The sequence below is a fragment of the Streptococcus parasanguinis genome (genome assembly GCF_015557775.1).
In the GTDB taxonomy this organism is placed as follows: domain Bacteria; phylum Bacillota; class Bacilli; order Lactobacillales; family Streptococcaceae; genus Streptococcus; species Streptococcus parasanguinis_AA.
Genome location: NZ_JADNOY010000001.1, coordinates 57,907 through 84,444 on the forward strand (window position 1 = coordinate 57,907; position 26,538 = coordinate 84,444).

Sequence of the window (26,538 nt, forward strand, 5' to 3'; positions counted from 1 at the left end):
TTACTTAGTAATTGGAAAGGAAATTTCAATTAGTTTATCAGAGTAGAGGGTTTTAATAGCGGATTGGTCAATGTTTTGAAGATCAATCTTACGTTTTAAAAAGAACTCACGAATTAATTCTACTTCAGTTTCACGAATAGCTCGGTGTTTGTTGCTGATCAACAATTCGTAGTGGGTTGGGGCTTGTGTAAAAATAACATCAGTATTGCCCGCGGAATAAACCTCGACAAGCAAGGCGTCAGTACTAGCAAGTTGATTTTTAACCAAGGTAGCATGACTATTGGTGGTATTAATGAGCTTCATATGAGTTCCTCCTGACCTCTATCTTCATTTATTATAGCACTTTTTTTTATTTTGTGAAAGAAGTCCTTTAGTTTTTATGGGCAATTTTCCACTGTTCAATGCCCCATTTATGGCTGCCTCGTTTCAGTTTTTCAATCGCTTCCTCTACTGGGAACCAAGAGAGATTGTTAAAATCTTCCAGTGGTTTTTGAGTTTCTGTGTAGTCGACGACTTCATAAATATAGGCAGGATTGTAGTAGTAGGTATCCCGGTGGCTAGAATAAAAATACTCGTCTGCTTGGCCATAGTATCGCCCTAAAATAGCAGTAAAGCCTAATTCTTCGATCAGTTCCCGTTTCAGAGCTTGCAAGTGATCTTCACCCGCCTCGATTTCCCCGCCAGGTAAGAACCAAGCCCCATTTGGAGCTTGAACGAGGATGATCTGATCCTGATCCTTATTGGGAATAACAGCGTAGACACCGTATCGGTTCACATACGCAACATCTTGTTTCTTTTCACCAAAACTTGGAATGGTCATGGTTTTCTCTTTTCTTATTTTTTCATCATTATATCATATTTTTTAGCAAAAATCTGGAGGAAAAAAAGAAAGAGACTGGATTTTCCAGTCTCTGAATGTACATTTACTGATTATGATTCTGAAGTCTGTTCAACTGGTTTGTGAGCAGACTTGATAGAGATTTTCCCATTGCTGGTCATGACGGCTTTGAGTTGTTTTTCACTTGGATGTTCCAGGTAATAATCAGTAATAGCATCTTCGATATAGTCTTGGATGGTACGACGGAGTGGGCGGGCCCCCATTTTTGGATCGTATCCCAGATCGACCAATTTTTCTTTCACCTTCTCTGTGACGTCCAGATGAATCTCATTTTGTGCGAGACGTTGATTGACTTCATCGAGCATGAGGGTAACGATTTGAAGCAGGTTTTCTTTTGATAGAGGTTGGAATTCAATGATGCCATCAAAACGGTTCATGAATTCAGGGCTAAAGAAGTTCCCGAGTTCTCCAAGTACAGAGTTGGTTCGACCTTCGCGAGCAGCTCCAAAACCAACATTGGCCTCAGCCTTGCCGGTTCCAGCATTAGAGGTCATGATGATAATGGTATCTTTAAAGCTGACGGTACGGCCTTGACCATCTGTCAAACGGCCATCATCTAAAACTTGCAAGAACATGTGCATGACATCTGGATGGGCTTTTTCCACTTCATCCAACAACACGAGGGAGTAAGGATTGCGACGAACCTTTTCCGTTAGTTGTCCAGCTTCATCGTAGCCAACATAGCCCGGAGGAGCTCCGACTAGTTTCGCTACGCTATGTTTTTCCATGTATTCGCTCATGTCAAAGCGGATCATATTGTCTGCAGAGCCAAAGAGCTCGATCGCTAATTGTTTAGACAGTTCGGTCTTTCCGACACCAGTTGGTCCGACAAAGAGGAAGCTTCCGATTGGACGGTTAGGCGATCCTAAGCCGACACGATTGCGTCGAATGGCTTTCGCGATTTTATCTACGGCATCGTCTTGACCAATCACATGAGCTTTCAAATCAGAAGCCAGATTGATCAATTGAGACTGTTCTTTTTCTTTCAAATCACCAACAGGAATATTGGTCTTTTGTTCAACGATGTGTTCAATCGTTTTTTCGCTGATGACAGGGGTTTCCTGATCGGTGACATGTTGACCTTGCATTTCCTTGTATTTCGCGATTTGGTCGCGGAAGTAGGCTGCTTTTTCAAAGTCTTCTTCGCGGGTCGCTTGAGCTTTGAGGTTTTCAGCTTCAATCAAGCGCTGGTCGATCACTTTTGGATCCACAAAGTTTAGGGTCAGATTCATCTTAGACCCCGCTTCATCCAACAAATCAACGGCCTTGTCTGGCAGGAAGCGATCTTGGATGTAGCGGTTTGAAAGAATAGCTGCCGCTTCGATAGCCCCGTCTGTATAGTGGACGTGGTGGTAGTCTTCGTATTTTTTCTGGATGCCCTTGAGGATGGTGATGGTTTCTTCAACCGTTGGTTCATCGACCTTAACGGGCTGCATCCGACGTTCCAAAGCTGCATCTTTTTCAATGATACGGTATTCATTGAGGGTAGTAGCACCGACTAATTGGAGTTCTCCGCGCGCTAAGGCTGGTTTGAGGATATTTCCAGCGTCCATATTACCCTCACCAGCTGATCCTGCGCCAACAATTTCATGGATTTCGTCGATGAACAGAATAACATCTTCGCGTTGACGAATTTCATCCATTAATTTTTGCATGCGTTCTTCGAATTGACCACGGATGCCTGTTCCCTGAACGAGGCTCACGACGTCTAGGCGGATGACTTCTTTTCCTTGCAATTTATGAGGAACGTCGCCATCGACGATTTTTTGAGCCAGGCCTTCCACAACGGCAGTTTTTCCGACCCCAGGTTCTCCAATCAGAACCGGATTGTTCTTGGTTCGACGGTTGAGGATTTCGATGACACGGATAATCTCCTCGTCACGGCCAATGACAGGGTCAATATCCCCTTTGCGGGCAATTTCTGTGACATTGATGCCGAACTCTTCTAACAGTCCTTTTGGCTTTTGAGGGCGTGCTTGACGAGGGTCTTGACCACCACCACGGTTATTGTTTTGGCCGTAGCCACCACCTCCATAACTGCCTCCGGATTGAGTTGGAGGGGTTTGAGGTTCTTGCGGACTTTGGAAGTTTCCAAGGTTATTGAAGAAATCTTCAAAAGGATCTCCAGTGAGTTGGCTCCGTTGGGTCATGCCTTTCAAGAAGCTGTTATTTGGGTCTGTTTTCATAATTTTATAGCAATTTTGACAGAGGTCTACTTGCTGCTGACGTCCATTTACATTTGTATATAAATGGATGGTTGATTCATTTATTTTACAATTTTGACAAAGCATATACATACCTCACAGTAGGTTTTTGATGGTTTCCCATCAAGAGACGAGCCTATTTTTAAAAGGTCAAAAATAGTCAAAGATTTATAGTTTCATTATATCAGTATTCTAGAAGTTTGCAAGAATTTACTACGGAATGTCGCTAAGGATTGAAGAAGAGAGCAAATCAATGGAAAAATGTGAATTTTTATTGGAAGAGCTTTCTCTTTTATGATAAAATAGGAGAGTAGAAAGTAAAGAGGAGAAATAAAATGGAATCACATTTAGTACGGATTATCAACCGTTTGGAGACGATGACAAAAGACGGTGGAAACTTGAAACGTAATTTTGAACGTGACGGTGTTGTTGTCGCTGAAGTAGCCTACAACCACAATGAAGAAGAAGGTTCAACCTTTACACTTCGTGATGTTGAAGCGCGTGAAACCTATACATTTGATAGCATTGATTTAATTGCAATGGAAATTTATGAATTGCTTTACTAAGCAGCTGTGTGGATGAGTTTGGGGTGGTCTCAAGCTCATTTTTTGTCCATCTGGCTATAGTTTTCGTCTATAAGAAATTCTAATTAGGAACAGTTAGGTTTGAGAGTGGAAATCTGCTATAATAGAGAGGACTATTTTCATTACTTGACTAGAAAGAGAATTGATATGACGACACTCATTGATGGGAAGGCGCTCGCTACAAAATTACAGGGTGAGATTGCGAAGAAAACAGCACGATTAAAAGAAGAGACAGGGGTTGTGCCTGGTCTCGTTGTCATCGTGGTAGGAGATAATCCAGCCAGCAAAATCTATGTAAGAAATAAAGAGCGTTCTGCTATTGCGGCAGGCTTTCGGAGTGAAGTGAGACGACTTCCTGAAAGCATCAGCCAAGCTGAATTATTAGAAGTGATCGAACACTACAATCAAGATCCCCTTTGGCATGGAATCTTAGTGCAGTTGCCACTGCCTAAGCATATCGATGCGGATGCAGTCCTTTTAGCCATTGATCCGACAAAAGATGTGGATGGCTTTCATCCATTGAATATGGGACGCTTGTGGGCTGGAAATCCGATTATGGTGCCATCGACTCCAGCTGGTATCATGGAGATGTTCAAAGAGTACGGGATTGATCTAGAAGGGAAGCGAGCAGTCGTGATTGGTCGTTCCAATATCGTTGGAAAACCAATGGCGCAGTTGCTCCTCGCCAAAAATGCGACGGTAACCTTGACCCATTCCCGGACCCATCATCTGCCTAAAATTGCTAGAAGAGCAGATATCTTGGTTGTTGCGATCGGTCGTGCCAAATTTGTAACAGCAGACTTCGTGAAAGAAGGCGCCGTTGTTATTGACGTCGGAATGAATCGCGATGAGAATGGCAAATTGTGTGGGGATGTCGATTTTGACTCTGTTGCACCTTTGGCCAGTCATATTACCCCGGTACCAGGAGGGGTTGGGCCTATGACCGTCACCATGCTGATGGAGCAGACCTACGAAGCAGCTGTTCGTGCCTTAAAAAAATGAAAGTGTGAACAAGATGAAGTTTGTATTTGATTTAGATGGAACCCTGTCATTCGATGGTGTCACAATCGATGATGAAATCAAACAGGTCTTATTGAGAGCAGAAGAATTTGGCCATGAAGTTGCCTTTGCTTCTGCACGTTCTTACCGGGACTGCTTGGGTCTTTTAGGGGACCCATTGAGTCAGCAACTCGTGATAGGCTTAAATGGTGGATTGGCCTATCGCCAGGGGCAATTGGTATATGAGGAACAATTGGACAAGGATGTGTATCGGGAAGTCCTTGGCTTTTGCCGCCATTACAATCTACCATTTTTTGTGGATGATACCTTTGATTATAGCGGACAGATTTTGGAAAAGATTCCTTTTGTTGCTAATGTAGATCCCCTCAAGAAAGCCCAGTATCGTTCATTAGAGGAGCTGACAGATCCGATTAAGGTCGTGATCTATATGGGTGGCCATGAGGAGCTCGTGGATGAGATCATCGAGCGGATCGAAAAGACAGATAAGGCCCATATCCGCTATCATGCGCATGAAAAATGCATCTATCTCAATCCAGCAGACACGCATAAAGCGACAACAGTAGAAGAACTCTGTGGAGAGAATTTCGTGGCTTTTGGCAATGATCAAAATGATATCGAGCTCTTTGAAAAAGCTCTTTATGCAGTTCAGATTGGTGATTTTCCAGCCCTTCAGCCTTATGCGGATGATCAATTGGTAGCCAAACAAAATCAACCACAAGCTGTGGCTGCTAAGATCTTGCAAGTCTTCGCAGAATTCAGAGGAAAATAAAAGAAGGAGGGGGAGTCGTAGCTTCTCCTTTTTCGTTAGAAATGAGGAAGGTATGAGAACAGTTCAGAAAGAAGAGATCCAGCGTGTCATTGCAAAGCGAGAGGCAAGATCTTATAAGGGCGATTTTGGTCGCCTGCTCTTGATTGGGGGGACTTACCCCTATGGGGGAGCCATCATTATGGCGGCGCTTGCTGCGGTTCATAGTGGTGCGGGGCTGGTCACTGTCGCAACAGATCCAGATAATCTGACGGCCCTTCATAGCCATCTTCCTGAGGCCATGGGCTTTGATTTGGCAGATCACGAACTCCTTTGTGAGCAGCTCCAAAAAGCCAGCGTGATTCTTGTAGGACCGGGCTTAAAGGAAGCAACAGAAAACCAAGCAATCTTGCACATGATTTTTGAACAAGTCTCTAGCCAGCAGGTCTTGATCTTAGATGGCGGAGCTATTAGTCTTTTTGCAGCCTCTCAGTTTGACCTGCCAGAGGCTCAGTTGGTCTTTACCCCTCATCAAAAAGAATGGGAAAAACTGTCAGGACTTGATCTAGCAAGCCAGACTGAAGACAAGAGTCGAAGAGCAGTACAGAACTTTCCTCAAGGGACTGTCATTGTAGAAAAAGGGCCTCATACCCGCATTTGGACAAGTGGGCAAGAAGAGGGCTATCAGCTAGATGTTGGTGGTCCCTATCAAGCCACAGGTGGAATGGGGGATACCTTGGCAGGGATGATCGCAGGGTTTGCGGGTCAATTTCCACAGGTCAGTCTCTATGAGCGCGTGGTGGTTGCGACCTACCTTCATTCAGCCATTGCAGAAGACTTGAGCAAGGAGGCCTATGTGGTTCTACCGACGACCATCAGCCAAGAAATCCCCAAATGGATGAAGAAGTGGAGTGACAATTCAAACGAAAATGTTGAAAATGAAACGTTTTCATGATAGTATGGATGAAAGGAGGTGAGAAAATGAATGAGCAAAAAAAATCGATTACGATGAAAGATGTTGCAGCAGAAGCTGGGGTTAGTGTTGGGACCGTTTCTCGTGTCATCAATAACGAAAAAGGCATTAAAGAGGTGACATTAAAAAAAGTTCAACAAGCGATTGAAAAACTTTCTTATGTGCCAGATGAATATGCGAGAGGATTAAAAACGAATCGTAGTAATATTATCGCTTTACTTATTCCAACCATTTGGCATCCATTCTTTTCTGAGTTTGCATATCATGTAGAAAAGGAATTGTTGAAAAATCAATGTAAATTATTGATTTGTAATGCAGATAAAGATGCTCAAAACGAGATAGAGTACATAAAATTACTTGAAAAAAATAAGGTAGATGGGATCATTGGGATCACCTATTCAGATATCGATAAGTATATCTCCTCTAATTTACCTTTTGTTAGTATTGACCGTCATTTTTCTGAAAATGTCTATTACGTAACCTCTGAAAATTATCATGGTGGTCAACTGGCTTGCCGAGAGTTAGTCAAACGAGGTTGCCAAAATTTAGCTTACATTAGTGGTGTGAACAAACATTTGAATGAAACAACGGAACGCGGAAGGGGGTTTAAAGATGAAGCTAAACGGCAAAATACAAAAATCTGTAGTCTTGAAATGCCAGAACCGTTAGATCAAGCAGAAAGACAAATTAAGTCTTTTTTCGAAGCTCATCCTCAGATTGATGGGATTTTTACAGTAAATGATTTTATGGCTCTACGTGTTATAAAAGTTTTGACGGAGATGGGAAAAACTCCTCTAGAGGACTATCAAATTATTGGTTTTGATGGCTTAAGACCTGCTTTTGATCAACCGTACTTACTTTCGACCATTGTTCAAGAAATAGCTCAGATGGCCCAAGCGGCAGTAGATTTATTACTCAAATTGATTCGACAAGAAAAAATAGAAAAGAATGTGATTAGTTTGCCCGTACATTTCTTTGAAGGGAACACTACAAAAAAATTATAAAAAGTGCTTGACAAATTATGAAAGCGCTGTTATAATTTAGCTATAAAATGAAACGTTTCAAAAAACTCAACTATTTTAGCTTGATTTAAAAATATAACCAAAAAATGAAACGTTTCAAAAAGGAGGACGCTATGCGTAAAGGTATTAAGTTATCTGTAGTTGCAGCACTATCATTAGGATTGCTTGCAGGATGTGGTGGGGGATCAAAATCCAAAACTGCAAGTTCTTCAAATGAGATTAAAGTCTGGGTTCAGTTCTCAGATGAAACAGCTGAGGGAAAAGCTTGGCAACAAGTTGTTGATAATTTCAATAAATCAAAGAAAACGAAATATAAGGTTGTGACAGAATTTATTCCACGTAGCGGTAGTGGTGGTGGATATGAAGATAAGGTTAATGCCGCTGTTACGACAAATAGTTTACCAGATGTCATTACACTAGATGGTCCTAATACTGCAGCCTATGCAAAATCAAAAGTGATTGCTCCTTTGGATGATTATCTAAAAGACGATAATATGGATGATGTACTGGACAGTATTAAACAACAGGGAACTTATGATGGTAAATTTTATGCATTTGGTTATTCAGAATCCAATGTAGGTGTTTACTATAATAAGAAAATGTTTAAAGAAGCAGGGATTGACGAAGCTAGTTTACCAACCCTAGAAAAACCATGGACATGGTCTGAGTTTAATGCCATTGCTAAGAAATTAAAAGATCATTTTAACAAACCAGCGATTGATTTCCGTTTGAATTCAAACGATGAGATGTTGCCATATGCTTACATGCCTCTTATTTGGTCAAATGGTGGATCTGTTGTGAATTCTAAAGGAACAAAAGCGGAAGGCTACTTCAATAGCAAGGAAAGTGTTGAAGCTGTTCAATTTATTCAAGATCTTGTGAAGGATGGATATACGACAGTTAGTCCTGTTGAAAAAGGTTTTGAAACCGGTGAATATCCTATGGTTCTGAGCGGTTCTTGGACGATTGCAGACCTACAAACAAATTACAAAGATATTGATTTTGGTATTCTTCCTTATCCAGTTTCAGATAAAACGAAGAAATTGGTATCACCTTCAGGTAGTTGGCAATTAGCCGTTACAACAAAATCTGATAAAAAAGAAGCAGCCGCTGAATTTGTTAAGTTTGCTACAAATACTGAATCTAGTGAAATTCTAAGCTTAGGTAACAGTGTTCTTCCAATCAGAAAATCAACAATTAAAAATATTAAGGACAAAGTATCTGAGCCAATGCGTTTCTTGATGGAACAAAATGCTAAAACGGCTCATGCTCGTCCAGTTGTAGTAGCTTATCCACAAGTTTCACGCGCTTTCCAACAAGCAATGCAAGATATCAGCTATTATAAAGATAATCCAGATGTACAAAAGGTATTAGATGCTCGTGCGAAAGAAATGCAAACAGCAATCGACCAATCTTTAAATAAATAGTTGACATTCAAAAAGGTGGAAGGTAAGTTATGGAATGTACCTTCCACCTTATTTTATTTAATAGTTTCATCTTAGGAGACGAACAATGAGCGAAAAAAATAAAGTCGAAACAAAAAAGAAAGAACGCCTTAAAGAAAATATTATGGGCTATAGCTTTTTAGCTCCAGCTTTAATATTACTTTTCATCTTTTTAGTGATACCTGTTGGTATGGTGATCTATTATGCCTTTACAGATTATTACCTATTAACGCCTGAGGATAGAAAATTTGTAGGACTACAAAATTTTATGCGCTTAGCACAAGATCCAATCTTTATAAAAAGCTTCTTGAATACCTTGAAATTTGTAGTTTGGATTATTCCAGTGCAACTTGGTGCGGCTCTCGGGATGGCCTTAATTGTTAATAAGAAACGTAAAGGAAATATGTTCTTTAAGGTAGCATTTTTTGCTCCTGTTGTGATGTCTCTTGTCGTTATTTCTATCCTCTGGTTATACTTGTTAAATCCAAATAATGGTTTGCTCAATGCTCTACTGAATAAAATTGGTATTTCTTCACAACCATTCTTGACAAGTCCAAAACAAGCCATGTATGCTATTGTATTTGTTTCTGCATGGCAGGGTGCAGGTTATCAAATGTTGTTATTCCTTGGAGGAATGCAAAATATTCCACAAGATATTTATGAGGCGGCAGAGTTGGATGGATTTTCAAAATGGGCTCAATTTAGATATATCACGATGCCTTTATTGAAACCAACTGCCTTGTTTGTACTCTTGACAACATTGATTTCAGCATTTAAATTGATTGTACAACCAATGGTTATGACTCAAGGTGGTCCATTGAACTCAACAATCACTATGGTATATTACATTTATCAACAAGGTTTCACTGACCGTCTTGTTGGTTACTCAAGTTCGATTGCCTTAGTATTTACAACATTGATTGGTATGATTAGTCTTGTACAACGGCGAGTTTTGAAGGAGGATGATTAGGATGAAACGTTTAAAACCGACTACTATTTTAGAATATGTTTTATTAATTCTATTAGCAGGCCTCTTTCTATTTCCTATGATCTGGATGGTGGTTTCAGCAATGAAGCCAGAAGCAGATGTGTATAAGAATTTAACAAGTTGGAAAGCATTCTTACCTAGTTTTAATCCAGCTGATTGGTTTAAACCTTACCAAGAAGTTCTTGCCCGTTTTAGTATTCTAACATATCTAGGGAACAGTATTTTTTATGCAGGAACATTTGCACTTGGGTCTATTATAGTAAACGCCTTAGCGGGATTTGCATTTGCAAAAATTAATTTTACAGGTAAAAAAATTCTGTTTGGCTTTTTATTGGCATTGTTAATCATTCCGATGGAAACAGTGTTGATTCCTCAATTTACAATTATTAATTCACTTGGCTTAGTCAATAATCGTTTAGCGGTTATTATCCCTGGATTAGCTAGTGTCTTTAATATTTATCTTTTCCGAAACTTCTTTATTGCCATTCCAGAAGAAATTATCGAATCTGCAAAAATAGATGGTGCAAGTATCTTACGGATCTTTTTCAAGATTATGTTGCCTATGTCGAAACCGGCGGTTGCAACAGTTGGTGTTCTTTCCTTTATTTCTAGTTGGAATGATTATATCTGGCCGTTGATGGTTTTAACCGATTCGTCAAAATTTTCAATGCAGGTGGCGATTACAACCATTAATACAACTCAACCAGTTTATATCAATCAAGTAATGGCTGTTTTGACAATTTCTACGATTCCACTTATTCTAGTATATATCGTAGCACAAAAATATATTATTCAAGGTCTAGGTGGATCTGGTACAGGTATTAAGTAGGTGATCAGTATGAAGGAAAGCATTCGAAAAGCAAATCAGTATATCGATGAAAACAGGGTAAAGGTTAACCAGCAATATAGAGGAGCATTTCATTTGCTACCTCCAATCGGCTGGATGAACGATCCAAATGGCTTTGTTTATTTCCTTGGGGAATACCATTTGTTTTACCAATTCTATCCCTATGATAGTGTTTGGGGTCCCATGCATTGGGGGCATGCCAAATCAAAAGATCTTCTCCATTGGGAAGAACTGCCAGTAGCTTTAGCGCCAAGTGAAAGCTATGATAAGGATGGCTGCTTCTCGGGTAGTGCTATTGTGAAAGATGACAAGCTCTATTTGCTGTATACGGGTCATGTAGACGATGAGGAAAAGCGAGAAGAGACGCAGTGTCTTGCGGTGTCGACAGATGGCATTACCTTTGAAAAGTTGCCTACTAATCCAGTGATCCATGCTCAACATATTGAGGGGATCGCAGATATTGCAGATTTTCGTGATCCTAAAGTATTTGAATACCAAGGAAACTATTACGCTGTCGTTGCTTCTAAGACGCCAGATGACAGAGGTCAAATTCTCCTATTTGCATCAAGTAATCTAGTAGATTGGACCTTTACATCAGTTCTTTTAGAAGGTGAAAAAGGGCAAGGGATTATGTGGGAGTGTCCCGATTTCTTTCCTTTAGATGGCAAATGGGTCTTGATCCTGTCTCCCATTGAAATGGAAAGGCAGCAAGAAAAATACTGGAATTTAAATTCGACAGTTGCCTTTATCGGTGATATGAATTGGGAAACGGGGCACTTTCGTGTCGATTCCTATGATGAATTGGATGGTGGTTTGGATTTCTATGCCCCTCAAACTTGTCAAGGACCAAATGGCGAACGATACATGGTTGCCTGGATGCAAATGTGGCACCGGTCTATCCCCAGTCATGATTTAGCTCATGGGTGGGCAGGTAGTATGACTCTTCCAAGAAAATTGTCTCTGAAAGACGGACGATTGGTTCAGGAGTTACCTGAGTCAGTGAACGAACACTTTCTTGTAGAGCATGCGTCTGAAACCATTGTCCAGGGCAATCAGATCACGATCCCAGCTAGAGGGAAACAAACCCTGTTTGAGCTAGATGCCAAACCGGGTCGCTCCTTTATCCTTGGATATGGCGATGAAACCGATCCTGATAGTGTCTTGCAATTGGTTTACGACGCCTCTCAAAAACGCTTTAGCTTAAGTCGAGACCAATTTGGGCACCCCATTTCTGGAAAAGAAAATCCAGTATTTCAATCGAGATGGATTCAGTTAAATGCTGAAAAGGATCATCATTTTTCGATCATTCGCGATACCAACTCAATTGAAGTATTTGTGGATGGTAAAACTCTCTCGATGACCTTTTATGAAACGACTGAGAATCCCGTCTATACTCTCACAGCAGATGAAGGGGTCAATTGGGTCGTAAAAACCTATCAAAAATAGGATACAAAAGCCTCCTAAAGAAAAAAAGACAAGTCTTGTGACTTGTCTTTTTGTTTTAGGAGAGAATGGAAGCGAGGAGCCCTCCCAGAATGAGGATGATAGCCCCGCTCAGTCGGTTGGCCATTTGGGCGAAGGCGATCATTTCCATGCGATCAGATGCAGAGAGAACGGCGATATTTCCGGTTCCTCCCATAGAGTTAATGAAGGGAACTCCAAACACTTCTTAGCTCCTTTATTGAACGATTAGAGAAGTGTGAAAAATAAGGAAGCTGGTTTAAAAAAGACCAGTAGAAAGTGACTTGAATAAAATGAGGATTGTGGAGAAAGGAAATTCATGATTTCGCTTTGTCTGCCAGCCTTTTTTGGTGTTTTTTGGTATAATTAAACTTGATCATATTCTGCAGAAAGGAGTTCCTATGTCCAACTATTTATCCGTATCAAGTTTGACCAAATATTTGAAATTAAAATTTGATAAGGATCCCTATTTGGAAAGGGTTTATCTGACAGGGCAGGTCTCCAATTTCCGAAAACGCCCCAACCACCAGTATTTTTCATTAAAGGATGAAAAAGCGGTTATTCAGGCGACGGTCTGGGCTGGGGTTTATCGAAGCTTTGGTTTTGAGCTAGAAGAAGGCATGAAGATCAACGTCATCGGTCGCATTCAGCTCTATGAGCCAAGTGGGAGTTATTCCATTGTCATTGAAAAGGCTGAGCCAGATGGAGTAGGGGCCTTGGCCATCCAATTTGAGCAACTCAAGAAAAAGTTGACCGAAGAAGGGCTCTTTCAGGATCGGTGGAAGCAAGCTCTGCCACAATTTCCAAGAAAGATCGGGGTCATCACCAGTCAAAGTGGGGCCGTGATTCGCGATATTATCACAACGGTGAGCCGACGCTTCCCTGGTGTTGAGATTGTGCTCTACCCGACCAAGGTTCAGGGTGAAGGTGCATCTAGTGAGGTGGTTGCTAATATTCAAAGGGCTAACCAACGGGATGATTTGGATGTCTTGATTATCGGTCGTGGGGGTGGTTCAATTGAAGATCTCTGGGCCTTTAATGAAGAAGTAGTGGTGCGCGCCATTTTTGAATCGCGGATTCCGATTATCTCCAGTGTTGGGCATGAGACAGACACGACTCTAGCCGATTTTGTAGCAGACCGACGAGCCGCTACTCCGACAGCCGCTGCTGAATTGGCCACTCCAGTAACGAAGTTGGATCTCTTGTCCCATTTACAAAAGCAGGAAAATCGCATGGCAACAGCTATGTCCAATCGCTTGGCCTATAATCGTGAACGCTTGGCCAAATTAAGTCAATCGGTTATTTTTAGACAGCCTGAAAGACTCTATGATGGCTACCTACAAAAGATTGACCAGTTGCAATTGCGCTTGAAACAAGGAATGCGCGATGCTTATGGACAAGGGGCCAATCAGCTGCAAGGTCTGCGTCATCGCTTAGAAGCCACGTCTCCTTTGCATCGTATTGATCGCTACCAGGACCGCCTGCTCCAAGATAAGAGAATCTTAACCAACCGAATGGAACAAGTCCTTAAAGAGCAAAAGATCAAGGTGCAAGGCTTATCAGAAGCCCTCTTGATGCTGGATACTAGCCGGATTATTGCGCGTGGCTATGCCATGGTCAAGCAAGACGATCAGGTCTTGGATTCGGTTGCGAAAGTAAAAGAAGGGGACCCGCTGTCCCTCATCATGAGAGATGGCCAGTTAGAAGTAGAGGTAAAACATGTCGAAAGAAAAGAAATTTGAAGAAAATTTAGCAGATTTGGAAGCTATCGTCCAAAAATTGGAGAGTGGGGACGTGGCTCTTGAAGAAGCTATTACAGAATTCCAAAAAGGAATGAAATTGTCAAAAGAATTGCAAGAGACCTTGGATCAAGCAGAGAAAACCTTGGTCAAGGTCATGCAAGCAGATGGTACTGAAGCGGATCTAGCATGAGACAAGAAGAAAAACGAAATAGAGTAGAGCAAGCAGTTCGCTCTTTTTATGAGGAGAAAGCCGTTGCCCCCCATTTAGTGGAGTCGGTCCTGTATTCGATCCAGGCAGGTGGAAAACGGCTGCGCCCCTTGCTCCTTTTAGAATTGTTAGAGGCCTTTGGACTGGAATTGACGGAGGCTCACTTTCAAGTAGCAGGGGCTTTGGAGATGATCCATACAGGAAGCCTTATTCACGATGATCTGCCTGCTATGGACAATGACGATTACCGTCGGGGGCAATTGACCAACCACAAGAAATTTGGAGAAGACTTGGCGATTTTAGCAGGAGATGCGCTTTTTCTCGATCCCTTTGGGCTGATAGCTGCCAGTGCCCTTCCTGATGCGGTCAAGGTCTCCTTGATCCTCGAATTGTCAGATGCTTCCGGTAGTCGTGGAATGGTAGCTGGCCAAGTCCTTGATATGGAAGGGGAGCACAAACAGCTAACTCTAGCAGAGTTGCAGACTATCCATGCCAATAAGACAGGACGCCTCCTTGCCTATCCTTTCATCGCAGCCGGTTTGATTTTAGAGTTGCAAGCAGACATTGGTCGGCTCTTAGAAAAAATCGGGAAAAAATTAGGCCTGGCTTTTCAAGTGCGGGATGATATTTTGGATTTGGTCGCTGATTTTGAAGCTTTGGGGAAGACCCCTCAAAAGGACTTGGTAGCTGAAAAATCGACCTATCCAGCCCTGTTGGGATTGGAAGAATCAAAAGCTTTGCTGACAAGTGAATTAGACGCTTGCGAGGACTTGTTGGATCAGATTACAGCTGCTTGCGACTTTGATCCGCGAGCGATCAAGAAATTAATAGAAGGATTACGAATAGATGGCTAAGGAAAGAGTGGATGTATTAGCCTATAAACAAGGCCTATTTGATACCCGCGAACAAGCCAAAAGAGGGGTGATGGCAGGCCTTGTCGTTGCCGTTATCAATGGTGAGCGCTTTGATAAACCGGGTGAAAAAATTGATGAAGCAACCGAGTTGAAATTAAAAGGTGAAAAGCTCAAATATGTCAGCCGGGGCGGTCTTAAATTAGAAAAAGCCTTGAACCACTTCGGTTTATCTGTAGAGGGTAAAATTGCGATTGATATCGGGGCTTCTACAGGTGGCTTTACAGATGTCATGCTGCAAAATGGAGCCAGCCAGGTCTTTTCGGTGGATGTCGGGACCAATCAGTTGGCCTGGAAATTGCGCAATGATCCTCGGGTGGTCTCGATGGAGCAGTTCAATTTCCGCTATGCCGAGCCAGATGATTTTGAAGCGACACCGAGCTTTGCGAGTATCGATGTCAGCTTTATTTCCTTGGACTTAATTCTGCCAGCCCTTCACCGGATTTTGGCAGATAATGGACAAGTCGTGGCCTTGGTGAAACCTCAGTTTGAAGCAGGGCGCGAGCAGATCGGAAAAAATGGGATCATTAAGGATCCTAAGATTCATTTAGCGGTCCTTAAAAAGGTCGCTACATTTGCAGGAACGCATGGCTTTGCGGTAAAGGGAGTGGATTATTCCCCTATCCAAGGAGGTCATGGCAACATCGAATTTTTGATGTATCTAGAAAAAAAAGAAGAGAAAACAAAGCCAACTACAGAGCAGCTGGAGGCTGTTGTGGAGCTGGCACACAAGGAATTTAAACATGAAGAGTAAGAATATCAGATTAGAAAAAATTCGTCGCTTCATTCGCGATCATGAAGTGGGGACGCAAGAAGAGATCGTCGAACATTTGAAAGAAGAAGGCATCTCAGCAACCCAAGCGACGGTATCACGGGATATCAAAGAATTGGGCATCGTAAAACGTCCTCTCAAAGATATGACCTATGTCTATGAATTGCCACGTAAGCACCACCAAGGGATTGGGATGATTGAAAGCAATATCTTGTCTCATCGTCGCATGGGAGAATATGTCAATTTCACCATGGTTCCAGGGACGGCTCCTCTAGTCAAACGTCGCTTGCGGGAGATTTATAAGGAGCATATCTTTAGTATTGTTGCAGATGATGATACGATCTTGTTGATTGCTTATTCCGCACCAGAAGCAGAGAATATCCTCAAATCAATCTTTGGGTGGTAAGAGCCTATGCTATTAGAAATTTCGATTAAGAACTTTGCCATTATCGAAGAGATTTCCTTAAATTTTGAAAAGGGAATGACGGTACTGACAGGGGAAACAGGTGCAGGGAAATCCATCATTATCGATGCCATGAACATGATGCTGGGAAGCCGCGCAACGACGGATGTCATCCGACACGGAGCCCCAAAAGCGGAAATCGAAGGGCTCTTTACCGTTGAGAGCAATCGACACCTGACAGCTCTCTTTGAAGAGCAAGGACTAGAGTGGACCGATGAATTGATCATTCGCCGAGAGATCCTGCAAAATGGACGAAGTGTCAGCCGGATCAATGGACAAATGGTGAATTTGTCTGTCTTAAAGGCAGTCGGTCAACATTTGGTGGATATCCATGGCCAGCATGATCAGGAAGAACTCATGCGGCCCCAATTGCATATCGCCATGCTGGATGAATTTGGGGATGCAGCCTTTTTCCAAACCAAAGACGCTTATCGTCAGACTTTTGAAGACTACAAACGCCTGCGCAAACAAGTGGTGGAACTCCAGCGCAACCAGCAGGAAAACAAGGCTCGTATCGAGATGTTGGAGTTTCAAATTGCAGAGATTGAGGCAGCTGCCTTGGAAGTGGATGAGGACCTGCGTCTGGAGCAAGAACGCCAACGCCTGCTCAATCACAAGATGATTGCTGATACCCTAACCAATGCCTATACCATGCTGGATGCAGAAGAGTTTTCGAGCCTCTCCAATGTTCGCTCAGCCATGAATGATCTGGAAAGCATTGAAGAATATGATCCCAGCTACAAAGAGCTCTCAAGCCAGTTATCGGAAACCTTCTATGCCCTTGAGGATATTACCAAGCGCTTAGAAGATGTGGTCGATGGTCTGGAGTTTGATGGCAATCGCCTCATGCAGGTGGAATCTCGTTTGGATTTGATCCACTCCATCACGCGCAAGTATGGTGGCCAAGTCAAGGACGTATTGGAATACCTGGCGCAAATCACCAAAGAATATAGCCTTCTCACCGGAAGTGATCTCTCGTCTGAGGACTTGGAAAAAGAACTCAAACGTCTAGAAAAGAGTTTGGTCACCTTGGCTCAAGATTTGAGTGATCAACGGCATGACCTAGCTCAAGAATTGGAAAATGAAATCCAGCAAGAATTGGCAGATCTCTACATGGACAAGGCGCGTTTTCAAGTGCGTTTTAGCAAGGCTAAGTTTAATCGTGAGGGAAATGAAGCTGTCGAATTTTACATTTCGACCAACCCAGGTGAGGATTTTAAACCCCTTGTCAAGGTAGCATCCGGCGGAGAATTGTCACGCTTGATGTTGGCCATTAAGTCGGCTTTTTCTCGAAAAGAAGGAAAAACCAGTATTGTCTTTGACGAGGTGGATACAGGAGTCTCTGGGCGCGTGGCTCAAGCCATCGCAGCGAAAATTCACAAGATTGGTCAAAATGGCCAAGTGCTTGCCATTTCTCACCTGCCTCAAGTCATTGCTGCAGCAGATTATCAATTCTATATTGAGAAAATCAGCGATGAACACTCAACTGTATCTACTGTTCGTTTGCTCAATAGAGAAGAACGAATCGAAGAAATTGCCAAGATGCTGGCAGGAGAGGATCTAACGGAAGCTGCCCGTCAACAAGCAGAGCAACTTCTCAAGCGTTAAGAGAAAGAAGGTTTGAAACAATGTCAACATACTTTGTAGTCGGAGATATTCACGGAAAAGCACAAATGCTAGAAGAGCTCATGACAGAGTGGGATGGAAAAGCTCAATTGGTCTTTTTAGGGGATTTGATAGATCGAGGCGAAAATGGCAAACGATCAATTGAAATCGTAAAGGACTACGTAGACCATCACGGAGCGGTTTGCCTTTCCGGGAATCACGAGTACATGTTTTTAGCCTGGTTGGACAATCCAGAAGAGCGTTATGACCACTACCGAAGAAATGGTGGCGATACGACCATCAACTCTCTGTTAGGCCGGCCACTCGATGCTCCTGTAGATGGCATTGCGGATGCGCAAGCAGTAGAAAATGCCGTTCCTGACTTGGTGGCCTTCATCCGTCGTTTGCCTTTTGACTACGAGACAGAGACCTATTATTTTGTCCACGCTGGTGTGGATCTAACCCTTGAAAATTGGCGAGAAACCAGTGATTACCAAAAGGTCTGGATCCGAAAACCATTCCATGAAGCGGAGAATCATACAGACAAATGGATCGTCTTTGGCCATACACCAGTCTATGGACTGCTCAATGAGCCAGTCGGCACCGAAAATCTTTGGATTTCAGATCAGAAGATGGGTGTCGATGGGGGCGCTGTCTTTGGTGGAGTCCTCCATGGATTGCTCTTGGATGATCAAGGCATTGTCCATGACCATGTCCTTCATAATACAGGTTTTTCTGCCGCAGACGACTGAGGAAGCAGGAATGGATATCTTTCACTGCAAAACCCCGTGTTTTTTGATATAATGAAAGCAGAACATTCTTAGGAAGAGTATAGAAATATATGGCAAATATTAAAATAGTTACAGACTCATCTATTACAATTGAGCCTGAAGTGGTTGAAGAATATGGCATCACCATTGTGCCACTTTCTGTTATGGTGGATGGAGTCCTTTATTCCGACAGTGAGTTGGGTGAGGGTGACTTCTTGCGCTTAATGCAGTCTAGCAAAAATCTTCCAAAGACCAGCCAACCACCCGTTGGAGTCTTTGCGGAAATTTATGAAAAACTAGCAGCAGACGGAGCTCATATCGTTTCAATTCATATGTCTCATGCCTTGTCAGGAACCGTAGAGGCGGCTCGCCAAGGGGCAACCTTGTCAGGGGCAGATGTGACCGTGATTGATAGTTGCTTTACAGACCAAGCTATGAAGTTCCAAGTGGTTGAGGCAGCTAAGTTGGCTAAAGAAGGAGCAGATCTAGACACCGTTTTAGCTCGTATTGAAGAAGTCAAAGAAAAGACAGAGTTGTATATCGGCGTATCTACCTTGGAAAATCTAGTTAAAGGTGGTCGGATTGGCCGTGTTACCGGACTTTTGAGCTCGCTTCTTAACATCCGTGTGGTGATGGAAATGAAGGACCATCAGTTGGAACCAATCGTCAAGGGCCGTGGAAACAAGACCTTTAAGAAATGGTTGGATGAATTGGTAGAGAAACTTTCCCATAGTAAGGTGGCTGAGATCGGTATTTCTTACGCAGGGACACCAGAATGGGCCAATGAAATGAAGGCTCAGTTGCAATCGCTCGTTGAAAAAGCAATCCCTGTTCTCGAAACTGGATCGATTATTCAAACTCATACAGGTGAGAATGCATTTGCAGTTTTGGTGCGCTACGAATAAGCTGAATAAATGTTTGAAAAAACAGGTTTAGTACTTGACCTAAAGGCTTTTTTTAGATATTATAGTACTGTTAAGGCGTAAAGCCTAAAAAAATTTGGAGGATTTGTTAAATGGCTAACAAACAAGATTTGATCGCAAAAGTGGCAGAAGCTACAGAATTGACTAAAAAAGATTCAGCAGCAGCTGTTGACGCTGTATTCGCAGCAGTTTCAGAATACCTTTCAAAAGGTGAAAAAGTTCAATTGATCGGTTTCGGTAACTTCGAAGTTCGTGAACGTGCAGCTCGTAAAGGTCGCAACCCACAAACTGGTAAAGAAATCAAAATCGCAGCTTCTAAAGTTCCAGCATTCAAAGCTGGTAAAGCTCTTAAAGAAGCAGTTAAATAATTGCATTTTGAAAAGCCATCCTAGATTTCTAGGGTGGTTTTTTTGTTGGACAGCTCTATAGGATAAGGGTATAATAGGAAAAAAGAAAGAGAGAAAAGACCATGCGATTCATTTTAGGACTCTTTGCCTTGTTGTTTATCCGACCTATTTTGTATCTACTGAAAGGGCTGTGGTTCGTTGTGGAATTTTGCTTTATGATCCTCGTGGTCAAAATGATCCTAGGAACCGTGCGCTGGATGACCAGTTGGATCTGCTGAGAGTAGATGAATCTATTTCAGGCTAGTGAATCAATGTCCCCTGGACATAAACTCGCTTTTCGGTTTTCAGGCTCATGAAAAAAATGTCCCCCGGACATTTTTTTTAATTAAAAGCATTCTAAATAGTGATTTATTTTGAAACATGATATAATAAGGATAACGAATCGATTAAATCATATTGGAAAGGGGGAATCATAGTGAACGCATTGCATCGTCATGAACAAGAGCGCGTGGAAGAAGTCTTGCAAAATTTGCGTGCTAAGGGCATTCGGATTACTGATACCCGCAGAGCAGTTCTTTCCTATTTAGTGGCGAGTCATGAACATCCAAGCGCTGAGAAGATCTATCGCGATTTATTGCCTCAGTTTCCAAGCATGAGTTTAGCAACTGTCTACAACAATATCAAGGTTTTGATTGATGAGGGTGTCGTTTCTGAGATTAAGGTTCGCAATGATACCACGACCTATTTTGATTTCATGGGGCATGACCATTTGAATGTGGTGTGTGAAAAATGTGGCCGTATCGCAGATGTGGACATCGAAGTACCAGATCTTCGCGAAGAAGTAGCGAGTCAAAGTGGTTACCAGATCACCAAGACCCAGATGACCGTCTATGGCATTTGCCCTGACTGTCAAAAACAATGATAAAGACATTCCATTAGAGCCGTCAGGCTCTTTTTTGTGAGAAATTGCACTTTTCTATGGTCGCCACTAGATTTTTTACTGAAAATCTAGTAGAATAAAATAGATAAACGGGGGAAACCTCGGAGAATAAAAAGGAGATCCATCTAATGGTAAAATTGGTTTTTGCTCGCCACGGTGAGTCTGAATGGAACAAAGCTAACCTTTTCACTGGTTGGGCTGATGTTGATTTGTCTGAAAAAGGTACACAACAAGCGATCGACGCTGGTAAATTGATCAAAGAAGCTGGTATCGAATTTGACCAAGCTTATACTTCAGTATTGAAACGTGCGATCAAAACTACTAACTTGGCTCTTGAAGCTTCTGACCAATTGTGGGTTCCAGTTGAAAAATCATGGCGTTTGAACGAACGTCACTACGGTGGTTTGACTGGTAAAAACAAAGCAGAAGCTGCTGAACAATTTGGTGATGAACAAGTTCACATTTGGCGTCGTTCTTACGATGTATTGCCTCCTGCAATGGACCGTGATGATGAACACTCAGCACACACTGACCGTCGTTATGCTTCACTTGACGATTCAGTAATTCCAGATGCTGAAAACTTGAAAGTTACTTTGGAACGTGCCCTTCCATTCTGGGAAGATAAAATCGCTCCAGCTCTTAAAGACGGTAAAAACGTATTCGTAGGAGCACACGGTAACTCAATCCGTGCCCTTGTTAAACACATCAAACAATTGTCAGACGACGAAATCATGGATGTGGAAATCCCTAACTTCCCACCATTGGTATTCGAATTTGACGAAAAATTGAACGTTGTAAAAGAATACTATCTTGGTAAGTAAGATAGCGTGATTCGTTATCAATCATAGAAAGCTGACTTCGGTCAGCTTTTTTGCTTGTCTTCCTTAGATCCTAGCTGGTTTTGGGTTTTCAGGGACTCCTAAAAATGATATAATGAAGTGTTATTACATAAGGTTTCATTAGCCTTGAAAGGAAAAGAAAATGACAAAATCATTCTACATCACAACCCCTATCTATTACCCATCTGGTAAATTGCATATTGGTTCAGCTTATACAACTATTGCCTGTGACGTCTTGGCGCGTTACAAACGCATGATGAACTACGATGTCTTCTACCTGACTGGTCTCGATGAGCATGGTCAAAAGATCCAGCAAAAAGCAGAAGAAGCTGGAATTACGCCACAAGCTTATGTAGATGGGATGGCAGTTGGAGTGAAAGAACTCTGGCAATTACTCGATATCTCATATGATAAATTCATCCGTACGACAGACGATTACCATGAAAAAGTGGTGGCTCAGGTCTTTGAACGTTTGCTGGCGCAAGACGATATCTACCTGGGTGAATACTCTGGTTGGTATTCAGTCTCTGATGAAGAGTTCTTTACAGAAAGCCAATTGGCTGAGGTCTTCCGTGATGAGAATGGCAAGGTTATCGGTGGGGTAGCCCCATCAGGCCACGAAGTAGAATGGGTTTCTGAAGAATCTTACTTCCTTCGCCTCAGCAAATACCAAGACCGTTTGGTGGAATTTTTCAAATCACAACCTGATTTCATCACGCCAGATGGCCGTCTCAATGAAATGTTGAAAAACTTCATCGAGCCAGGTTTGGAAGACTTGGCGGTATCTCGGACCACCTTTACCTGGGGAGTTCCAGTTCCATCTAATCCAAAACACGTGGTCTATGTATGGATCGATGCCCTTCTTAACTATGTGACCGCTCTTGGTTACGGTCAAGAAGATCATGAAAACTTTGACAAATTCTGGAACGGAACCGTCTTCCACATGGTTGGAAAAGACATCCTTCGTTTCCACTCTATCTACTGGCCGATCCTTCTCATGATGTTGGATATCAAATTGCCAGAACGTTTGATTGCCCACGGATGGTTTGTCATGAAAGACGGCAAGATGTCCAAGTCTAAAGGGAATGTCATCTACCCAGAAATGTTGGTGGAACGCTTCGGCTTGGATCCACTTCGTTACTACCTCATGCGCAGTTTGCCAGTTGGTTCAGATGGGACTTTCACACCAGAAGACTACGTGGCTCGCATCAACTATGAATTAGCCAATGACCTTGGAAACCTCCTCAACCGGACGGTGGCCATGATCAACAAATACTTTGGTGGTCAAGTTCCGACTTATGTCGAAAATGTCACTGCATTTGATGCAGATTTGGCTAAGGTGGTCGAAGAAAGTATTGCAGAGTACCACAAGCGAATGAATGCGGTTGATTACCCACGCGCTTTGGAGGCGGTATGGAATATTATCTCTCGGACTAACAAATACATCGATGAGACAGCGCCTTGGGTCCTCGCTAAAGAAGATGGCGACAAGGAACAATTGGCAGCGGTCATGGCTCACTTGGCAGCCAGCCTCCGTGTTGTGGCTCACTTGATCCAACCATTTATGATGAACACCTCAAATGCCATCATGGAACAACTTGGCTTGGGCTTAGACTTTGATCTTGAAAACTTGACCTTAGCAGGATTCCCTGAAAATGTCACAGTAGTTGCCAAAGGAACTCCAATTTTCCCACGTCTGGACATGGATGAAGAAATTGCCTACATCCAATCTCAAATGACTGCTGGTAAACCACAAGAAAAAGAATGGATTCCAGAAGAAGTGGAACTCAAGTCTGAAAAAGATGAGATCAAATTTGAAGACTTTGACAAGGTTGAAATCCGTGTAGCAGAAGTCAAAGAAGTGGAACGTGTCGAAGGATCAGACAAATTGCTTCGCTTCCGCCTAGATGCAGGAGATGGCGAAGACCGTCAAATCCTCTCTGGTATCGCGAAATTCTATCCGAATGAACAAGAATTGGTCGGCAAGAAACTTCAAATCGTGGCCAACCTCAAACCACGTAAGATGATGAAGAAATATGTCAGCCAAGGCATGATTCTTTCCGCAGAACACGGGGATCAATTAACAGTCTTAACAGTTGATCCATCTGTTCCAAATGGAAGCATTATTGGTTAAACATATATAAAAAAGCACTCCTGCGGGAGTGCTTTTGTAGTATTGATATAGTTCCCATCATTGAATTTTACAAGGATAGAAGATGAGTCCTATTAGTAATGAATATTAATGGAGACTTCCGCAGTGAGAAAAGAGAGAGTGGGACAGAAATCGGTAATTCGTTAGAATTCGATTTCGTCGTCCCACCTCCGCACAGTTGAGTAGGGCTGTAAAAGCTGATGAAATCAGCGTAGTAGAGCCCACTCAACCACTGCGTCTTGCTCGACAATCCAAAGACAATTGAGAGGCTAGGACTTTTGTCCCAGCCTCTCTCGGAAGATTTGAGCCCACTGGCTCAATTCTTAGGTATGGAATCCCAAAGGGATTCGCTACCGTCCGTCCTCACCTAAGGAAGATCTCCAATTATATTTTTAAATACATTTCCTATTCATCAGGCCGGTATTCCAAGATATCTCCTGGCTGGCAGTCGAGTTCTTTGCAGATGGCTTCAAGGGTGGTGAAGCGGATGGCTTTGGCCTTGCCGGTTTTGAGAATGGAGAGGTTGGCAGTCGTGATGCCGATTTTGTCGGCTAGCTCATTGGATTTCATTTTTCGCTTGGCCAGCATGACATCTAGATTGACGATAATCATGGCACCCTCCTTAAATGGTTAGCTCATTTTCTTCAGCGATCTCAATTCCTCTCTCTAAAATCTTGCCAGAGACCCAGACGATTGGAACGGCAAGGAGAAGCCCTGTGTTAAAGGTAAATTGGAAAGTGAAGGGAAGGAGATAAGCATTTCCACTGGTTTCAAGTGTGCCAGACATAAAGGACAAGACCAAGAGAATCTTCCAAGCTCGGTTGCAAAGATTAATGTTGGAGTGAGAAAAGATCTTTTCTTGGTAGAGATTTTGGAGGAAGCTGCGAATGGTGAGGAGAAGGTAAATATAGATAGCGCTTGAGGCTAGTGGGAAGAGCAGCTGCCAGAGAGGTTGTGGATGTTGGGGAAAGAGCTGGATGCCATTCGCATCAAAGGACAAGCGACCTGATTGAATGAGATCTTTGAAAAGACCCATGCGGGAAAGCAGATGGACGACTAATGCAGCTACAGTCATAAAGCCACAGAAGTAAATGAAAGCCGTCAAGACTTCAATGACATTTTTTAAGGTTTTTGAGTTTTTCATCGCAAGCCTCCTTGAAGTTTATTTATTTTTCACTTATAGTATACTCCTTATAAAAAATAAGTCAATAAAAATATATCGAAAAACGATAAAAAAATTCTTTTTTACGATGATTTTAAAAATATTTTACAAAAAGTATATATTTTTAAATAAAAAGTATATACTTTTTAAAATTTCTGTGTTATAATGAATTCATAAAAGAAAACAATTAATTCATTCAAGGAGGCAAATCTAATGAAAAAAGGTTTGTTAGGATTAGGAGCTGCAACTCTTGCAACTCTATTATTAGTGGGATGCTCAAATGGAGAGTCTAAGGATAGCGGGAAAGAAACCATTACTTTCATCAACCATCGGACAGACTGGGAAACAAATGGAAAATGGGATGAATACATTAAACAATTTAATGAAAAAAATCCTGATATCAAAATTGAGGTCCAAACGATCACAGACTATGCGGGTCAAGTTAAAACTCGTATGAATAGTGATGATTATGGGGATATCCTAATGATTCCATCTGACATTAAACCTCAAGATTATAAGAACTTCTTTGAACCACTTGGTAAAAAAGATGAACTTTCTAAAAAATACCTTGGGATGAATGATCGCTCCTATGACGGTATCAGTTATGGTATTCCAAGTCAAATGAATGCGACTGGTTTGGTCGTAAACATGAAAGTCTTCAAAGATGCAGGTGTAAAAGAATTTCCAAAAACTCCTGAAGACTTTGTAAAAGCACTGAAAAAAGTTAAAGAGCATAATTCAGAAGTAACACCATTGTATACCAACTATGCAGCTGGATGGACATTAACCAACTGGGACTTTGTAAAAGCTGGTGCTGCAGGTGATGCAGACTTCACAAACAAATTGACGACAGACAAAGCTCCGTTTGAAGATGGTAAAGTCATGAACACCATCTATAACACCTTGTATACTGTCAGCAAAGAAAAATTGATTGAAGCTGATCCGACAACTTCAGATTGGGAACAATCAAAAGTTGATCTTGCAAACGGTAAGATTGGGGTTATGGTTTTAGGTAGCTGGGCAATTCCACAGGTACAGCAAGCCAATCCTGATAATGCAAAAGATATCCAATATATGGCCTTCCCTATGACGGCTCCTGATGGCAAACAATACATGACAGTTACAGGAGATTACAACTATGGTATTAATAAGCATAGTAAACACAAAGAAGCAGCTCGTAAATTCTTGGATTGGTTGGTGAATGAATCTGACTACGCTAAGGACAATGGTGGTCTCCCAACTGTGAAAGGTGCGGATTATCCAGCATCATTGAAAGCAAGTCAAAAAGCTGGTGTTCAATTGCTTGAAGAAAATCCAGCTCCAGCAGGAAAAGAATCCTTGTTTAGTGATATCAATGATGAATCACAATTAGGTATTGGTTCTACAGATAAAGAAAAACAACGTATCATCGATGCTGCTATTGGAAACTCAAAAGAAAGCTTTGATGATATTATGAAAGACTTTAACAAACGCTGGTCAGAAGCGATTGAAAAGGTTTCACAAAAATAGGATGATCA

General features: G+C 42.1%; 27 protein-coding genes and 1 pseudogene. 22 read left to right on the forward strand and 6 right to left on the reverse strand.

What is annotated here, in order from left to right; translation table 11 throughout:
* The 3 genes from I2F76_RS00375 to I2F76_RS00385 form a co-directional block, all read right to left on the reverse strand.
* Window positions 1-303: a DUF1827 family protein gene (locus I2F76_RS00375; RefSeq protein ID WP_155168825.1), complete on the reverse strand. Its 303-nt coding sequence runs from the start codon at window positions 301-303 to the stop codon at window positions 1-3.
* A 67-nt stretch (window positions 304-370) separates the two neighbouring features.
* Window positions 371-820: an NUDIX hydrolase gene (locus tag I2F76_RS00380; RefSeq protein WP_155168827.1), complete on the reverse strand. Its 450-nt coding sequence runs from the start codon at window positions 818-820 to the stop codon at window positions 371-373.
* 110 nt (window positions 821-930) lie between these two features.
* A complete protein-coding gene (locus I2F76_RS00385; protein ID WP_195487007.1) occupies window positions 931-3,189 on the reverse strand; it encodes an ATP-dependent Clp protease ATP-binding subunit in 2,259 nt (752 codons plus the stop codon).
* Between the two features lie 248 nt (window positions 3,190-3,437).
* On the opposite strand from I2F76_RS00385, the gene I2F76_RS00390 reads away from it, so the two are divergent.
* From I2F76_RS00390 to I2F76_RS00430, 9 genes are all read left to right on the forward strand, one after another.
* Window positions 3,438-3,668 (forward strand): DUF1797 family protein, encoded by a 231-nt coding sequence (locus tag I2F76_RS00390; RefSeq protein WP_003005989.1) that lies wholly within the window; start codon window positions 3,438-3,440, stop codon window positions 3,666-3,668.
* A gap of 165 nt (window positions 3,669-3,833) precedes the next feature.
* Complete coding sequence (locus I2F76_RS00395) at window positions 3,834-4,688, forward strand: bifunctional methylenetetrahydrofolate dehydrogenase/methenyltetrahydrofolate cyclohydrolase (RefSeq protein ID WP_049522594.1); 855 nt, start codon at window positions 3,834-3,836, stop codon at window positions 4,686-4,688.
* Between the two features lie 13 nt (window positions 4,689-4,701).
* Window positions 4,702-5,475 (forward strand): HAD-IIB family hydrolase, encoded by a 774-nt coding sequence (locus tag I2F76_RS00400; RefSeq protein ID WP_049487481.1) that lies wholly within the window; start codon window positions 4,702-4,704, stop codon window positions 5,473-5,475.
* A 52-nt stretch (window positions 5,476-5,527) separates the two neighbouring features.
* Window positions 5,528-6,406: an NAD(P)H-hydrate dehydratase gene (locus tag I2F76_RS00405; protein WP_195487008.1), complete on the forward strand. Its 879-nt coding sequence runs from the start codon at window positions 5,528-5,530 to the stop codon at window positions 6,404-6,406.
* A gap of 26 nt (window positions 6,407-6,432) precedes the next feature.
* On the forward strand, window positions 6,433-7,428 hold the full coding sequence (locus I2F76_RS00410; protein ID WP_049486564.1) for a LacI family DNA-binding transcriptional regulator: 996 nt from the start codon (window positions 6,433-6,435) through the stop codon (window positions 7,426-7,428).
* A 131-nt stretch (window positions 7,429-7,559) separates the two neighbouring features.
* A complete protein-coding gene (locus I2F76_RS00415) occupies window positions 7,560-8,873 on the forward strand; it encodes an ABC transporter substrate-binding protein (RefSeq protein WP_041826251.1) in 1,314 nt (437 codons plus the stop codon).
* An 85-nt stretch (window positions 8,874-8,958) separates the two neighbouring features.
* A complete protein-coding gene (locus tag I2F76_RS00420; protein ID WP_014712989.1) occupies window positions 8,959-9,861 on the forward strand; it encodes a carbohydrate ABC transporter permease in 903 nt (300 codons plus the stop codon).
* A gap of 1 nt (window position 9,862) precedes the next feature.
* Window positions 9,863-10,708, forward strand: a complete 846-nt coding sequence (locus I2F76_RS00425; RefSeq protein ID WP_161800641.1) for a carbohydrate ABC transporter permease — start codon at window positions 9,863-9,865, stop codon at window positions 10,706-10,708.
* A 9-nt stretch (window positions 10,709-10,717) separates the two neighbouring features.
* Window positions 10,718-12,172, forward strand: coding sequence for a glycoside hydrolase family 32 protein (locus tag I2F76_RS00430; RefSeq protein ID WP_195487009.1), 1,455 nt, complete (start codon window positions 10,718-10,720; stop codon window positions 12,170-12,172).
* Window positions 12,173-12,227: 55 nt separating this feature from the next.
* Here the strand turns inward: I2F76_RS00430 and I2F76_RS00435 are convergent.
* A pseudogene (locus tag I2F76_RS00435) lies at window positions 12,228-12,371 on the reverse strand (2-hydroxycarboxylate transporter family protein); the annotation flags it as partial.
* Between the two features lie 217 nt (window positions 12,372-12,588).
* On the opposite strand from I2F76_RS00435, the gene xseA reads away from it, so the two are divergent.
* The 12 genes from xseA (at window position 12,589) to metG (ending at window position 23,841) form a co-directional block, all read left to right on the forward strand.
* On the forward strand, window positions 12,589-13,929 hold the full coding sequence (xseA, locus tag I2F76_RS00440) for an exodeoxyribonuclease VII large subunit (protein WP_195487010.1): 1,341 nt from the start codon (window positions 12,589-12,591) through the stop codon (window positions 13,927-13,929).
* A complete protein-coding gene (locus I2F76_RS00445) occupies window positions 13,907-14,119 on the forward strand; it encodes an exodeoxyribonuclease VII small subunit (RefSeq protein WP_049483917.1) in 213 nt (70 codons plus the stop codon). Before xseA ends, I2F76_RS00445 begins: the two co-directional genes overlap by 23 nt.
* Window positions 14,116-14,991, forward strand: coding sequence for a polyprenyl synthetase family protein (locus tag I2F76_RS00450; RefSeq protein ID WP_195487011.1), 876 nt, complete (start codon window positions 14,116-14,118; stop codon window positions 14,989-14,991). Before I2F76_RS00445 ends, I2F76_RS00450 begins: the two co-directional genes overlap by 4 nt.
* Window positions 14,984-15,802 (forward strand): TlyA family RNA methyltransferase, encoded by an 819-nt coding sequence (locus I2F76_RS00455; RefSeq protein ID WP_155200221.1) that lies wholly within the window; start codon window positions 14,984-14,986, stop codon window positions 15,800-15,802. Before I2F76_RS00450 ends, I2F76_RS00455 begins: the two co-directional genes overlap by 8 nt.
* Complete coding sequence (locus tag I2F76_RS00460; protein ID WP_003006022.1) at window positions 15,792-16,226, forward strand: arginine repressor; 435 nt, start codon at window positions 15,792-15,794, stop codon at window positions 16,224-16,226. The genes I2F76_RS00455 and I2F76_RS00460 overlap by 11 nt, the downstream gene beginning before the upstream one ends.
* Window positions 16,227-16,232: 6 nt before the next feature.
* Window positions 16,233-17,891, forward strand: a complete 1,659-nt coding sequence (recN, locus tag I2F76_RS00465; RefSeq protein WP_195487012.1) for a DNA repair protein RecN — start codon at window positions 16,233-16,235, stop codon at window positions 17,889-17,891.
* Between the two features lie 20 nt (window positions 17,892-17,911).
* Window positions 17,912-18,640 (forward strand): metallophosphoesterase, encoded by a 729-nt coding sequence (locus tag I2F76_RS00470; protein ID WP_125826185.1) that lies wholly within the window; start codon window positions 17,912-17,914, stop codon window positions 18,638-18,640.
* An 89-nt stretch (window positions 18,641-18,729) separates the two neighbouring features.
* Window positions 18,730-19,563 carry a DegV family protein gene (locus I2F76_RS00475; protein ID WP_195487013.1) on the forward strand — a complete coding sequence of 278 codons (834 nt, stop codon included), beginning with the start codon at window positions 18,730-18,732 and terminating at the stop codon, window positions 19,561-19,563.
* Window positions 19,564-19,673: 110 nt separating this feature from the next.
* A complete protein-coding gene (locus tag I2F76_RS00480) occupies window positions 19,674-19,949 on the forward strand; it encodes an HU family DNA-binding protein (RefSeq protein ID WP_003006038.1) in 276 nt (91 codons plus the stop codon).
* 454 nt (window positions 19,950-20,403) lie between these two features.
* Window positions 20,404-20,850 (forward strand): Fur family transcriptional regulator, encoded by a 447-nt coding sequence (locus tag I2F76_RS00485; RefSeq protein ID WP_195487014.1) that lies wholly within the window; start codon window positions 20,404-20,406, stop codon window positions 20,848-20,850.
* A gap of 146 nt (window positions 20,851-20,996) precedes the next feature.
* Window positions 20,997-21,689: a phosphoglycerate mutase gene (locus I2F76_RS00490; protein WP_003012031.1), complete on the forward strand. Its 693-nt coding sequence runs from the start codon at window positions 20,997-20,999 to the stop codon at window positions 21,687-21,689.
* Window positions 21,690-21,849: 160 nt separating this feature from the next.
* Window positions 21,850-23,841: a methionine--tRNA ligase gene (gene metG / locus I2F76_RS00495; RefSeq protein ID WP_049503538.1), complete on the forward strand. Its 1,992-nt coding sequence runs from the start codon at window positions 21,850-21,852 to the stop codon at window positions 23,839-23,841.
* A gap of 423 nt (window positions 23,842-24,264) precedes the next feature.
* Here the strand turns inward: metG and I2F76_RS00500 are convergent, their stop codons facing one another.
* Window positions 24,265-24,471: a helix-turn-helix domain-containing protein gene (locus tag I2F76_RS00500; protein ID WP_003006064.1), complete on the reverse strand. Its 207-nt coding sequence runs from the start codon at window positions 24,469-24,471 to the stop codon at window positions 24,265-24,267.
* 10 nt (window positions 24,472-24,481) lie between these two features.
* The gene (locus I2F76_RS00505) at window positions 24,482-25,003 is read right to left on the reverse strand and encodes a DUF2975 domain-containing protein (RefSeq protein WP_049489026.1); all 522 of its coding nucleotides are present in this window, start codon (window positions 25,001-25,003) and stop codon (window positions 24,482-24,484) included.
* A 231-nt stretch (window positions 25,004-25,234) separates the two neighbouring features.
* Between I2F76_RS00505 and I2F76_RS00510 the strand changes: the two genes are divergently transcribed.
* A complete protein-coding gene (locus tag I2F76_RS00510; RefSeq protein WP_070659967.1) occupies window positions 25,235-26,530 on the forward strand; it encodes an ABC transporter substrate-binding protein in 1,296 nt (431 codons plus the stop codon).
* The last annotated feature ends 8 nt before the right edge of the window (window positions 26,531-26,538 follow it).